General features: G+C 67.4%; 10 protein-coding genes. 4 read left to right on the top strand and 6 right to left on the bottom strand.

What is annotated here, in order from left to right; genetic code table 11:
• The first annotated feature begins 55 nt into the window (after positions 1-55).
• Entirely contained in the window at positions 56-1,609 is a 1,554-nt protein-coding gene (locus HQ308_RS22050; protein ID WP_222647934.1) for a glycoside hydrolase family 71 protein, read from the top strand.
• A 2-nt stretch (positions 1,610-1,611) separates the two neighbouring features.
• Here HQ308_RS22050 and HQ308_RS22045 read toward each other — a convergent pair whose 3' ends face one another.
• Positions 1,612-2,847: a lipase family protein gene (locus HQ308_RS22045; protein ID WP_222647933.1), complete on the bottom strand. Its 1,236-nt coding sequence runs from the start codon at positions 2,845-2,847 to the stop codon at positions 1,612-1,614.
• 1 nt (position 2,848) lies between these two features.
• Positions 2,849-4,699, bottom strand: a complete 1,851-nt coding sequence (locus HQ308_RS22040; RefSeq protein WP_222647932.1) for a serine aminopeptidase domain-containing protein — start codon at positions 4,697-4,699, stop codon at positions 2,849-2,851.
• A 252-nt stretch (positions 4,700-4,951) separates the two neighbouring features.
• On the opposite strand from HQ308_RS22040, the gene HQ308_RS22035 reads away from it, so the two are divergent.
• Genes HQ308_RS22035 through HQ308_RS22025 form a run of 3 tightly spaced genes read left to right on the top strand, consistent with a single transcriptional unit; the run spans position 4,952 to position 10,029 of the window.
• The gene (locus HQ308_RS22035) at positions 4,952-6,598 is read left to right on the top strand and encodes an Hsp70 family protein (protein ID WP_222647931.1); all 1,647 of its coding nucleotides are present in this window, start codon (positions 4,952-4,954) and stop codon (positions 6,596-6,598) included.
• A 37-nt stretch (positions 6,599-6,635) separates the two neighbouring features.
• Positions 6,636-7,628, top strand: coding sequence for a DUF1839 family protein (locus HQ308_RS22030; protein WP_261776461.1), 993 nt, complete (start codon positions 6,636-6,638; stop codon positions 7,626-7,628).
• Entirely contained in the window at positions 7,621-10,029 is a 2,409-nt protein-coding gene (locus HQ308_RS22025) for a hypothetical protein (protein WP_222647930.1), read from the top strand. Before HQ308_RS22030 ends, HQ308_RS22025 begins: the two co-directional genes overlap by 8 nt.
• Before the next feature lie 75 nt (positions 10,030-10,104).
• Here the strand turns inward: HQ308_RS22025 and HQ308_RS22020 are convergent, their stop codons facing one another.
• From HQ308_RS22020 to HQ308_RS22005, 4 genes are all read right to left on the bottom strand, one after another.
• Positions 10,105-11,049: an amino acid--[acyl-carrier-protein] ligase gene (locus HQ308_RS22020; RefSeq protein WP_222633038.1), complete on the bottom strand. Its 945-nt coding sequence runs from the start codon at positions 11,047-11,049 to the stop codon at positions 10,105-10,107.
• A gap of 2 nt (positions 11,050-11,051) precedes the next feature.
• On the bottom strand, positions 11,052-12,236 hold the full coding sequence (locus tag HQ308_RS22015; RefSeq protein ID WP_222647929.1) for an acyl-CoA dehydrogenase family protein: 1,185 nt from the start codon (positions 12,234-12,236) through the stop codon (positions 11,052-11,054).
• Between the two features lie 5 nt (positions 12,237-12,241).
• Positions 12,242-12,496, bottom strand: a complete 255-nt coding sequence (locus HQ308_RS22010; protein ID WP_222647928.1) for an acyl carrier protein — start codon at positions 12,494-12,496, stop codon at positions 12,242-12,244.
• A 143-nt stretch (positions 12,497-12,639) separates the two neighbouring features.
• The gene (locus HQ308_RS22005) at positions 12,640-13,893 is read right to left on the bottom strand and encodes a YibE/F family protein (RefSeq protein ID WP_056443987.1); all 1,254 of its coding nucleotides are present in this window, start codon (positions 13,891-13,893) and stop codon (positions 12,640-12,642) included.
• Positions 13,894-13,992: the final 99 nt, after the last annotated feature.

The raw sequence follows: 13,992 nt of genomic DNA, 5'->3' as shown, positions 1-13,992 counted from the left end.
GCTAAGTTGCATTTCATGAGCACAGTGGCGTGGTTGTTCGACGCAGGTTCCGACGATGCGTGACGAGACCGACCGGAATGTCTCTGCCGGTGGCTCGGCCGTCCGGTGGATGTCGACGCTGCGGCTCACCGTTCCCCTGGTGGTCACAGCGGTACTCGTGTCGGTACTCGTGGTGGCCCCGAGCGAGAGCGTCCGAACCTCGGAGCAGGAGGTGGTCGAGACGGCATACGCAGCGGCACCCGCGATTCCCGTCGATATGCCGACCACCGCCAGTCCGAAGAAAGTGTTTGCGCATTATTTCCCGCCTTATCCGTTGTCGCTGGACAATGCTCAGCCCGCGTCGGACTATTACGCGACGCAGTATTTGAATCCCAATGGTGAGAACAACAAGCATGCCGCCTACGGCGGATTTCTCCGCGATCGTCCGCTTCCGCGTGCGCCCCTCGCGGGGAGCGACTGGAAGATTCAAGACCTCCGGCAGGAAGTCAATGACGCGCGCAGTCGGGGAATCGACGGATTCACCGTCGACATCCTGGTCAGGTCGTCGAGCGCCAATCCGATCGCACCCGTGACGCGTCAGCTGATCGACGTGGCGGGTCAGACGGGCGGGAAGTTCTCCGTGGTGCTGATGCCCGACATGAACGGTGAGCTCGGAGCACTCACGCCCGACGGAATGGCCGACGAGTTGGCTCAGTACGCGAAACTGCCGGGAACGTACAAGCTTTCGGACGGCCGCCTCGTGGTGTCGCCGTTCTACGCCGAGCGCAAGCCGGCGAGTTGGTGGTCGAGCTTCCTCACGTCGATGCGGAACCGGTACGGCATCACCGTGGCGTTCGTTCCGACCTTTCTCGACGCCCCGTCCAACATCGACGCCTTCGCATCGATCAGTTACGGCATGTCGAACTGGGGTGGCCGCAACCCTGCGTTCAACCCCACGGCGAACACGAATCCGTACTCCCCGGTGGCGATCGCCAACAGAGTCCGCTCGCTCGGCAAGATCTGGATGCAACCGGTGTCCTTCCAGGACAGTCGGCCGAATCAGAGCATCTACGACGAAGCGCAGAACACGACGAATCTCCGGAACACCTGGGACATCGCCATCTCCACGAACAGCGAGTGGGTTCAGCTCACCACGTGGAACGACTACAGCGAGGGGGCCACTTTCGCACCGTCGGTGCGGCACGCCTGGGGCCCACTCGACATCAGCTCCTACTATGTGGTCCGTTTCAAGTACGGGAGCTATCCGACGGTGAAACGTATCGGTCTCTACGTGTCGCACCGCACGCAGTTCGCGGCAGCCAAGCCGTCGTTCCCCGAGACACGCTTGATGACACTGCGGCAGGGGAGTAGTCCGGCGAGAGACCTGGTGGAAGCCGTGACATTCCTCAACTCACCCGCCCAGCTCACGATCACGGTCGGAACCACGACCACCACGTGCACCGTTCCAGGTGGGGTCGGAGTCTGCACCGCGCCCCTTGCGCCCGGAAACGTGCGCGTGGTCATGAGGCGAAACGGTCTGTCGGTGCAATCGGTGTCGTCAGCCCAGACCGTGACGTCTAAGCCGTACGTGCAAGCGCTGGACTACACCGTGACCAGCAGCTACAAGTGAGGTCAGGCACACACGTCCGCTGCCGGCGGTTCGCCGCGGAACCGTGCTTCGAACCAGATCGCCGTCTCCGCGCCGGGGTCGAGATTGTCGTGACCCTGGCCCTGACGGACGATGTGATCCACGGAGTAGCCCATCGCACAGGCTTTGTCGATCGCACCGGCCACCCACTGTGGTTTGACGGTCTCGTCCTGATCGCCGTTGACGACGAGGATGGGACCGGCTGCTGATCGCCTCGGCAGTTCGATCTCGCCGAGCCAGTTCTCGAGGCGATCGGCCGCCTCCGCCGTCGACGGAACCGTGTCCGAGGGGTTGATGTACTGGATCTTGTCCGCGCGGCGGGCGAGAGCGGCGGTGTCGGCCATGCATGCCGTCCAGGAGGACGAATCCTGTGCGAGTACGCCATGGAGATAGTCCGCCGGCACTGCGTCCGGCACGGCAGCGGTGAGGCCCGAGACGAGGAAGGGGAACCCGACCTGCTGGTCACGCGTCATGAAGCGTGACGACGCGAGGGTTCCCTGCTCGGTGAGGTCCAGGGCGGGAGCGAGAGCGACGGCGCCGACGAACGACAGTTCGGGGGCGTAGAAGTCGGCGAGTTCGGCCGCTGACCACGCTGCCTGGCCGCCCTGCGACACACCCATCGCAGCCCATTTGTCGGACGCCACCGGTGTCTCTGCGCGTGCTGCGCGCACGCCGTCGATCATGTTGTACGCACTCGTGTTCGGTTCGAGGTAGGGGTGAACGGGGGAGGACCCCGGCCCCTGATATCCGAGCCCTTGGTAGTCCGTCATGACGGCCACGTAACCCAGCTTCATGAGAGGGACGATGGTGGACGCGTATCCCAGAAGATCGGGATAAGCGGACGGTGCACAGTCCGCCGTGACGCCCGTCGTGCCGTGTCCGAAGGAGACCACGGGGCGGGATCCGTTCGGAGCGGGTGCATCCGGCGTGAAGACGATTCCCGACACTGCGGTCGGTCGGCCGTCGAGGCCCGATGTCGACCAGTAGACGATGCGGGTGGCCGTTGCGCCCACTGCCGTGATCGACGGATCGATGTCCTCCACCGGCTCGGAGGAGATCACTGTTCCCCGTTGGGCGGCGGTGTCGCCGTCCAGGGTCGGGAGTGGTTGTTGCACAGGCGCTGCGGGTGCGGCCGGCGCCTCGGACGAGCAGGCGGCCGTCGTCGCGGTGAGCATCGCGAGCGCGAGAACCATGAGGGTCCGGTGGGAACGGGGTGTCATATCAGAGTTTCTCGGCGCCCAGCGGCGCCGCGGAGGTGAAAGGGGTGGGGGAAGCGCCGCCGACGGTGTCGCCGACGACGGTCAGAAGATGCTCGAACATGGTCTCTCGGAGATCACGGTGATAGAGCGAGTGGTCCCCACGATCGAAGATCGCCACCTCGGGTCGCAGCCCGCGTCGGCGGAGCCGCTGCAGAGCAGAACGACCGCGACTGGCCTCGAAGAGCGCCGTGTCCTCGGGCGACAACAGCGTGACCGTTCGCGCACCGCCGGCGGCGAGTGGTCCGAGCACGACCTCGGGCGCGTTGACCAGCCCCATGGCACCGAGCGCTCGCCAGCCCGGGTCCGGCAGCGTGTCACGCACGGCGTGCACCCTGTTCCGCACCGCGCGGGCGAGGTGGAACAGTCTCGTCACCATCGCGGAATCCAGCGCGTCGACGTGTGCGGCCTTGATGGGCACCCTCGTGTTGCGGAACGACCACTTCGCCATGTTCATCATGACCACCGCGGCGGCGCCGTTCTCACGGGCAGCGAAGGCCGAGTGCCACGAACCGGAACAGATGCCGGCGTGCACCGTGGCCTGCGCCGGTGCTTCCACACTCTCGGCCACGTGCCGGACGTCGTCGCGCGCGTCGGCCGACGTGGGTGCCGTCGACTCCTCCGACGCGACGTCACCGCTGTCGCCCGTTCCGCGACGGTCGTAGCGCAACGCGCCCACTCCGCGGGACGCGAGCAACCGACCGCCCTCCACCCAGAGTCGAGCGGGACCGATTCGGTGCTCGGCGGCAGTCTGGTGCAGAACGACCACCCCGTCCTCCGCGCGGTGGCCCGCCGCGTGAGTGGCGAAGGACAGGAGACGGTCCGGTCCCCGGTACCCGATCGTCTCGATCACCGGCGCACCGTCCGCGGTGAGCCCCACTGCGGCGTCGTGTCGGACCGCCACGTCGACGGGGGCACGAACATCCGATGCTCCGACGGAGACCCACTCCGCGATCTCGGAGAAGACGGTGGTGGGAACCGAGAACACGAAACTGGGCGGGTTGACGAAGGTCTCGAGTCGAGAGGAGGTGATGCAGCTCGCTCCCGATGCAGCGAGGAGTCCGGTCACCGCCTTTCCTGTCCTGTCCGCCTCCCGGACCACGGCGAGAACACGAGGTGCCGCGGCGGCGGCGACGCCGCCGTCGAGCGACATGGACGAGAGTCGATCGACGGTCTCCTGGGCGAACGATCCACCGATGAAGGAGACTCGCCCGTCCGCAGCGACGTCCTCGCCGACCATGACGCTGTACTGAGCCCTCTGCTCCCGCACGTAGCGCCGGCCGGAGATCACCGGGTCCAGAAGGACGAGGGAGGCGAGTGGCTCGATGTCCCGGAGGACCTGAGATGCCAGGAGTGCTCCCGCCCGAACTCCGACGACGGACACCGGGGCGTCGACGCAGGACCGAACGTGGTCGACAGCTTCGCGCACGCTGTCGAGCCACCCGTCCATCGCTTCGGGGTCGGACTGCATTCCCGCCGAATCGCCCAGCCCTCGGTAGTCGAATCGTAGGACGAGGAAGCCGGCTCGACCGAGAAGCTGAGCGAGTTGGCGTAGTCCGCGATAGGTGGGAATGTGCTCGCGCGCGATGGGCGAGCAGATGACGACCGCGCCGCGCGCCGTCCCCGATACAGGAATGTGCATGCTGCCGAACAGGGAGCTCTCGGGTGGGCCGAACCACGTGTCGACGGTCCGGACGGCCTGACTGCTCGCCTGTCGCGCCGAGGTCGCCTGCACCGCGGTGAGGCCGACAGGGCGGGAAACGTGGTCGGTCGACGATCGCACGGGTTCGTGCGTGGTGAACGCGTGTCGAGTCATCGGTATGCCCTTCGCTCCTGGACCAAGCAGTCTGACGGTATTCTATCGTCAATCAAACATACCGAACGACGATGTTTCTTTCATTATTCCGCGGACGTCACCGGCAATCGGGTGCCGCACGGCACGTCGTCGCCGGTCCGCGCTGGTCCTCCCATGCCCGGATTGGTACTGTCGGGCCGAAACCGCGGGGTGTTCACAGTCGAAAGTCGGCCGAGCAGGGACCACGATCTCGTGACAGGGAGAGGCTGAGGCATGACTGCCGTGTACGGGATCAGTGTGGGAGCCGCCGCGCTTCGTCTCGTGCGGACGGATTCCGATGCGATAGAGGCCGGGACGGTCGCGTTCGAGATGAGGGTCGTCGACACGGTCGAACGCCCGACGGCGAGTGACGTCCGAGACGCTGTTCGCTCTCTGCCGACGGACGGCGACTGCGTGCGTGCCACGGTCGCGGTTCCCGAAAGTCGGCTGGCCGAGGTGTCCGCTGCGGTCGAGGACTCGACCGTCGCCGTGGTGGACGACACGCGCGCGGCACTCGCTTTCGTCGAGTTCGCTTGGCTGGCCGACGGTTACCGGACTCTCGCACTCGTGGACGCCGGCGCGACGGGCACGTCGGTCACCATCGTCGACACCGAGGCCGGACGTCGCACCGAGACGGAACGATCCTCCGCTGGTGCCGGGCGAGCCCTGGATCGGATCGTTGTCGATCATCTGCTCGACGCCCAGATCGTCGATCGCCCCGGATCCGAGGACGCAGAACGGGAGTTGGTCACCTTCGCTCGATCGGTGAAGGAATCTCTGTCGACGAGCGTGCTCGCGCGTGCGTCCGGCGGTGCGATCGAACTGATGAGCCGAGACCAGCTGAACGCACTCTCGGGCGCGACGATCGCGGCATGCGCCGACATGGTGACGGACGCTGCGTACCGGTGCGGACGCCCGGTCGACGTCGTCGTGTTGATCGGCGGGACCGCGCGTATGCCGGCTCTGCGCGATGCCCTCGAGAGCCGTGTCGGCGTTCCGGTCGTCGTCCCGGACGAGCCCGAGGCGGTGGTCGCCAAGGGAGCCGGGTTGCTGGCGGGGCTCGGTCCGTCACCCGACGACACCACCGAGCTGAGCGTCGCCGGGTGGTTGGGCGAGGATGCACCGACGATCGAGCCCGGAACGGCACGGCAGTCGTCGTCGTCGCTCGAGCAGCCCCCCACCCCGGGGTCGTCGCGCGAGGAGACCGACACGGTCGACGGAGTACTCGAGCCGTTGCCGTTCTCTCGATCGGAATCGGACAGCGTCGACACCGAGGCCATCGAACTCGCCCACATCGTCGACGACGTGGTCTCCACGGTCCCGTCGGCACCTGCGGGCAGCCCTTATGATTCGCCGACCCGTCCGTTCCACACCGTCGCCGACCGCCCCGCGTCTCCGATCGAAGACCTGGATCCGCCGGCCGAGGGTGGGGAGACGCCGCCTTCGACACCGTCCTCGATGCGCCTTCCCCGCGCTGCCGCGATGGTGCTGACCGTTCTCGCCGTGGCCAGCGGTGTGCTGTGGGCCGTGGTTCGCCCCGGCGTCGAGGTCGAGGCCGCGCCCGCCACTGTCGCCGACGCCGTTCCGGCCGTCACCACGACGACGACGGAGCCCACCACGACCACGCCCGCTCCGCGCATCACCACGACCACCACCGAGCCGACGACCACACAGCCCCTGATCGACGACGAGGAGGAGCCCGCGTACGTCCCGCCGCGGACCTTCACGCGGATCCCCACCGTCGACCAGCCTCTCGACCCCACCACGGAATCGGCCGCCCCGAGCGCCGCGGTGCAGGTCCCGACGCCGACCACACGTACGAATCCCTTCGAACTCACGGTCCCGCCGATCTTCGATCAGCTGCCCATTCCGGGGTTCTGAGCGGCTAGAGTGCAGCGACCACCTCAGGAGATCGCCGATGACCGGTACCACCACGCCTTCCTCGATGTCCGCTTCGTTGGGCGCGGACGCAGCGCAGCACGTTCCGCATCCCGTTCATCGCGGTGATCGGATCTGGTCTCAGACCAACTGTTACGTCGATCTGTGGATCGAGCTGGTGCACGCGCTGAAGGCGGATCCGATTCCTGCCATGGCCGTGGTCCTGAGTACGGACTTCGACGGTCGGCAGTGGGACTTCGTCAAGTTTCAGCCCGAGGACATGCGCGCTCTCCTCGGAATTCGCATCGATGAGATGAATGTCTGGAAGCCGTTCTGGCAGCACATCGTCGAGAACCTCGAGGACGGTGTCCTCTGCACGGTGGAGGTGGACTCCTACTTCCTGCCGGACACGGACGGCATCAACTATCACATCGAGAGTTCCAAGACGACCATCGTTCCGGTCGTCGTCGACACCGATGTGGAGCGCATGGAGTACTTCCACAACAGTGGTTACCACGTCGTGCAGGGCGAGGACTTCCGTCGCGTCCTGTCGCTCGATGCCCCGGTTCCGTTGCCGCCCTACATCGAACGCATCGGCATCGACCGGGATCGCTTGGCACTCGGCGCCACTCACGACGACATCGATCTCGCGGTCGCGCGGTCCCACGTCGCGCGTCGGCCCCGCCGGAATCCTGTCGCGGCTCTCGGTGACCGCGTGCAGGCGGACATTCCGTGGATCCAGCAGGCCGGTCCCGAGCAGTTCCACCTCTGGTCGTTCGGAACCCTGCGCCAGTGCGGATTCACGGCAGAACTCGGCGCCGACCTCGCTCGGTACCTCGAGTCCCGAGGCGTGGCCGGCAGCGATGCCGCCGTCGCTCCGTTCCTCGACGTCGCCACCGGGGCGAAGTCGGTGCAGTTCAAGATGGCGCGCGCCGCTCGGGGACGCGCGGTGGACGTGACCGGCGCGCTGCACGAGATGGCGCAGTCGTGGCAGTACGCCACCGACACGCTGGCCTCCGCACTACATGCCTGAGGTGCGGTACGACCCTGTCGCGTCGAGCTCCTGGACCGTGATCGGCTCGGCCGCAGGTGCGTTCGAGGCACCGTCCGCCGTGCTCGGCGATCCCACTCCCGCCGTGGTCCCGGGTACGGTCGCATCCGCTCTGGGGCCCGAGGTCGACGCGGTGCTCGACGCTCGCGACTGGTGGTACGGCACGACCGTCGACCTCCCGGCCGGAACGACCCTGATCACGTTCGACGGTCTCGCGACGCGTGCCGAGGTGTGGGTGGACGGCGAGCTCCATGTCCGGAGCGAGTCGATGTTCGTACCGGTGGACGTCGAGATCCGCTGTGAGGCAGCTCGATCCGTGCGCCTCGATCTGGCGTTCCGAGCTCTCGACGCTGTGAGCACTCCACGGCGGCCCCGTGCCCGGTGGCGGTCGTCGATGCTGGATCGGCAGTCTCTGCGCTGGATCAGGACGTCGGCGCTCGGACGGGCGCCCGTGTTTGTGGGTGCGCCTGCACCGGTCGGGCCGTGGCGAGCGGTCCACGTCACCGACCCGGACCGACGAGTGTTGCGGGTGACCGGCACCCTCGTCCAGGACGGCGCCGTCCTCCGCGTACGCGGAACCGCACGACCAGGCGAACGCTTCTCGGTGTCCGTCGCGGACACGACCGGATCGGTCACTGCAGGTGCCGACGGAGCGGTCGACACGACGTTCCCGGTCGACGGGGTGACACCGTGGTGGCCGCACACGCACGGTGAGTCGCATCTGTACGAGGTGCGGGTCGACGGTGAGATGCTGTGTCGCACAGGTTTCCGCTCAGTCGCCTTCGATGTCGGATCCGGGGAGCTGACGGTCAACGGTGTGGCGGTCTTCTGTCGCGGCGCGTGCTGGGTGCCGCTCGACGTCCGCAGTCTGCAGAACGATCCCACGACGCTCGATGCCGCCCTGGACTCCGTGGTGGCGGCAGGGCTGAACATGCTCCGCTGCACGGGCACGATGGTCTACGAGGACGACGCCTTCTTCGACGCGTGTTCACGCCGCGGCATCCTGGTGTGGCAGGACCTGATGGTGACCACCATCGACCCACCCGAGACGGACGAGTTCACCGAACTGGTGGCGGAGGAAGTGCGACATCTTCTCCGGTCGACCTCGCATCATCCGTCCCTGGCGGTGCTCAGCGGCGGTAGCGAGACGCATCAGCAGCCGACGATGGTGGGTCTCGAGGCCCCGGACTTCGTCATGGCGCTACTGGACGACGTGGTTCCCGGCATCGTGAAGGACGAGCGACCGGAGCTGGCGTACGTGCCGTCCACTCCGTACGGGGGTCCGCTGGCCACCCACGTGGGAAGCGGCGTGGCGCACTACTTCGGCGTCGGTGGCTACCTGCAACCGCTGTCGGATCTGCGCCGGGCGGGGGTGCGCTTCGCCGCCGAATCACTCGCGTTCTCCGTGCCACCCGAGCGTCGTGCAGTCGACGACATGTTCGGATCAGCGGCCGTCGCCGGGCATCATCCGGTCTGGAAGGCCGCGGTCCCGCGCGACCGCGGATCGTCGTGGGACTTCGAGGATGTCCGAGACCACTACGTGCGCACGGTGTTCGGTGTGGATCCAGCCTCGATTCGTCGCGACGATCCGGAGTTGTACCTGGACTTCGGGCGTGCGGCGATCTGTGAGGCGGTGAGCGCCGCGTACGAGTTCTGGCGCGGCTCGGCGTCGCAGTGCCACGGGGCCCTCGTACTGACGTACCGCGACACTGCGCCCGGCGCGGGATGGGGACTGACGGACGTGGCCGGTCGTCCCAAGGCCCCGTGGTGGGCTCTGGCGCGCGCGGCCCGGCCGGTGACCATCCTGATGACGGACGAGGGGATGGACGGGCTGCGACTCGAGGCCGTGAACGACAGCGAGTCTGCGCGTGCCCTCACATTGTCCGTCTCGGCGCACACTCGCAGCGGGGTCGTGGCAGCGGAGGGGCACCGCGAGATCACGGTTCCGGCGCGCGGGAGTGTCGTCGTGAGCGCAGACGAAATGGTGGGTCGTTTCACTGACGCCACCCATGTGCATCGCTTCGGGGCACGCACCTTCGACGCGATCCGTGCGACCCTCTCCGACGGCACGACAGGGCTCGTCGCAGAGAGTGTGCATCTCGTGGGTGGTCCGATGGTGCCGCGGCAGAACGACATCGGACTCGCGGCGACCGCGGACATCGACGATGCCGGCCGGCGACACGTGGAGGTGAGCACACGTTTCGCGGCACAGTACGTGTGCCTGGACATGGACGGATGGCTGCCGCAGGACAATTGGTTCTCGTTGGCGCCGGGAACGACACGGCGAATTCCGCTCACGCCGTCCGGGTCCGGTGACAAGGCACCGTCCGGTCACGTGCGTGCACTCAATGCGGAGGCGAGAGCGCGCATCGAGAATCGGTGACGCGCTCTCGCCTCCGTCGGTTCGGACCTCCCTCAACCCAGGCCCGAACCGGTCAGTGAGCCCCCCCGAGCTCCGTCAGGAGAGGCGGAGGCTGCCCGGCCACCGCGAGGTGTCCAGGCCGTGTGTGCGCACCATCGCGAGGGCGATGCGCTCCATACCGAAACCGACACAGGCACTGTGGGCCTCGTTGCCGTCCGCGGTGCGAATGTCGAAGGTCTGACCGAAGTGGTCGCGGTGGCAGTTGCACGAGACCACCGCGGTGCCCTCGTCCAGGTCGCCGTAGAGGCGGACCACGAGCTCGGTCTTGAGGTTCTCGTTGCGCTGGTTCGCGGCCAGCATGCGTCCCGCGCGACCGAAGAACGGGTCGTTGGCGATGACAGGGGAGGCGTCGAGCCCGAGGTCGGCCAGCACCGTCATGCCGCGCTCGATCCACGACTCACGGTGTTCGACGGCCTGGTCGGGGGTGCCGACCTGGACGAACTCGTGCATCCGGAACGCCTGCATGCGAGCAGGATCCACGGCGGGCTCGTGCCGGAAGCAGTACCCGTAGACGTCGAGCATGGTGCCGCCGTCGGGAAGCTGACCGGTGAGCATGGAGTAGGACGGGTGGCACGCGGCCGACACCAGCATGGTGCCGGCGGACTCGAGCCAGTGGTCCCAGTCCTTGCCCTCGGACCGTGCCGCGAGCAGCTCGGCGTGGGCCTTGTTGTCGCCGGAGAAGGTGGTGATGGCGCCGGTGAGGTTGGGGAACGAGGCGATGTAATCGGTCTTCTCGAATGCGTCGCGCGGGAACACCGGTGGGAATCGGAAGCGGCGCAGCGCATTTCCGTGTGCGGCAGCGCCTGCGGCCTTCACCTTGGAGTCGATGAGATCGATGATGTCCTCGAACTCGCCCGAGCGGCCGTACAGACCGTCGAGGGAGCTGGGGACGAGGAGACCGGCGCCGACGAGCTGATCGCGGAAATCGGCACGGGCCAGATCGAGATCGGAGACCACGTCGCGGTCGAGTGTGGAGGTCATGGTCAGATCCCCTTGTAGACGAGCGAGAGCTGGGCGTTGTGGCCGAGGATGCGCTCGTTGCTCACCATGATCGCGGAACCGTGCGAGTCGCGGAGGTGGCGGCTCATGCGCAGTTCACTGTCCTCGCGGTAGCCGGCGATGCCGCAAATGAGTAGTGCGCGCGCGACGATGTCGATGAGCAGGTTCGATGCGGTGACCTTGACGTTGTTGATCTGCAGTGCGAAACCGATCGCGCCGAGGGCCTCGGCGTCGTCGGCGATCGCGTCGAAGGTGTCGCCCGCGCGGAACACGGTGTCGGTGAGCTGCTGGTGCACGACGAGCAGTTCGGCCAGACGTGCGGCGGCCGGAGGAGTGACACCCGGAGTCTTGCGCGCGGCTTTCTGCACCGACTTGCGAGCCTTCCGCACAGCGGCGTCGGCGATACCCAGCCAGGCGCCGCCCCACAGGACGTGGGCGGTCGGCAGCATCGTGCGAGCCGAGATGTCACCGTAACTGTCGGGGAGGACCCACTGGGCGTCTCCGGAGGCGTGCAGCATGAAGCCGGGGCTGCAGGTGCCGCGGAAGCCCATGGTGTCCCAGGTGCCGGTCTTCTCGAGCGTGAGGTCCGCTCGCTGACAGGCGACGAGGACCTGGTCGCTCGGGGCACTGTCGACCGAGCGCCGTGCTGTCGCCAGGACGACGTCCGAGTACTCGCCGTACGAGATGACGGGGGCGTTCTTCGTGAGCGTGTAGCGGTCGCCGTCGTACTCCACCGCGCACCCGCTGGTGCGGACGTCGCCACCGATGTTGATCTCGGTGGTGGCCGACGCCACGAGGAGTTGCTCGTCGACGATGCGATGCAGAAGAGAGCGAATGGCATCCGACGTCAGGCCGTGACGCGACAGGCTCATCACCTGGGTGTGGTGCATCGCGAAGATCATGGCCGTCGACGCGCACTCACCACCGAGCGCGCGCGACACGGCCGCCAGCTCACTGAGCGTGTAGCCGCCGCCGCCGAGCGACGAGGGGATGGACGCGGACAGCAGGCCGCCGGCACGCAGCGCGTCGACCGACTCGGTGGGGAAGCGGGCTTCCCGGTCGATGGCATCGGCGTGCGAACGCACCACCGCGAGTACCTCGTCCAGGGGCAGCGGAGAGGGGGTGGAGTCGACGAGGGCGCCGGCGGGGAAATCCTCGAGTGTCGTCATGGTGATCAGGCCAGCTCGGCGACGGCGTCGGCGATGGACGCGACGCTGGCGAAGGTGGACTTCTGGAGCAGGCGGTCGGGGAACTCGACATCGAACTCGTCCTCGAGCGCGATCATCACGTTCACACTGGCGTGCGAGGTGAGGCCGGCGTCGTACAGATCGTCCTCGTTGCCCACGGACGCGATGGTGACGGGCAGCTTGCCGTACTTGCCCAGAACCTCACGGATGCGGTCGATGTCCTCGACGGTCAGTGTGTTCATTCGATGTTCCTCACATGTGTCGATGTGCCTTGCCTCTGCGATGAACAGACGCGTAGGTTCCCGAACCCAGTGAAAACAATACACGAGAATGTTTTTGTGACAAATACATACCGTGAGACGACTGGAGGTGCTGTGCTGGGGCGTCAGCGCGCGGAGTGCCGACCGCTCACGGGGGCGCGTCCGCGGGGCGGCCGGGCGAGCATCACGGCGATCGCGGTGGTGAGCGGAACGGAGAGCGCGAGCGCCGTGCCGCCCACGCACGAGCGGACGATCTCGATGGCCACCGCGTCTCCGGTCAGGACGTTGCCGAACGAGCGGCCGGCGACACTGAAGAGCAGCAACAGCGGCAGCGCGCCACCCGCATAGGCAAGGACGAGCGTGTAGACGGTGCTGGCGATGTGGTCCCGCCCGACGCGCATCGCGGACGTGAAGATCGACCGCCGGGTGGCGTCGGGATCGAGTGCCGCGAGTTCGAAGGCTGCCGACGCCTGGGTGATCGTCACGTCGTTCAGCACGCCGAGCGATCCGATGATGAACCCGGCGAGCAGCAACCCGGTGATGCTGACGTGGTCGAGATAGGCCTGCACGTCGGTGTTCTGTTCCTCCGACAGACCGGTCACCCGGGTCAGCCTGATGGCTGCTTCGGACAGTCCCGCGGCGACGCCCATCGACACCACGGTGCCGAGCAACGCCGAACTGGTCCGCAGATTGGGCCCGTGCGCCAGATACAGCACGCCGTAGAGGATGACCGTGCCGCCGACCAGGGCGACCAGGATGGCGGACCGGCCGTCGAGGATCGCGGGGAGCACGAAACCCACCAGCACTCCGAGCGCGAGACCGAGTCCGAGCAGCGCGCGCAGCCCGCGCCACCGCGCGACCACGCAGATGACGACGGCGAAGACCGCGACCACCAGCAGCAGCGGCGTGGTCCGGGAGTAGTCGTCGAACCCGTAGATCGCGGTCCCGCTGTCGTCGGTGCCGCGGACGAGGCGGATCTCCTCGCCGACGCGCAGATCGGGGGTGCCCGGCCCGGGCGTCACCTCGAGCAGGGTTCGGGTGCCCTCGTTCACGCCGGTGTCGATCGAGACGATGCTGCGGTTGCACTCGAAGCCCGAGACGGTGGGCGGAGTGGGGGCGCCGCTGAAGACGCGACCGTTGGACGAACTGCCACACGGACCGATGTCCTGCGACACCACGGTGCCGTACTCGGTGGCCACGACGCCGCCGGCCGCGCTCTGGAACGGCGCGGGGACCTCGACGGTGCGATCGCTGGGCCACAGCAGCACAACGCCCACGATCGCGGCGATGCCGACGACGGCGAGGATGCCGAGCACCAGTCTCGCGGCGATCTTCCCGATGGGGGCGGGACCGGAGCTGTGTCCGTGGCCGTGTGTCACGACGCCAACACTAACGGTGGCGCGGAGAAGGAATTGGGGGCGCGAGCGACGCGGGACGAAAGCGGGTGGCGGGGAAGCAGGGGGGGTGTCCCCCGCCAC

This window comes from Rhodococcus sp. BP-241 (assembly GCF_019836145.1).
Taxonomy (GTDB): domain Bacteria; phylum Actinomycetota; class Actinomycetes; order Mycobacteriales; family Mycobacteriaceae; genus Rhodococcoides.
The sequence above is the reverse complement of the archived record's forward strand: the minus strand, read 5'-3'. Positions and strand labels throughout refer to the sequence as shown.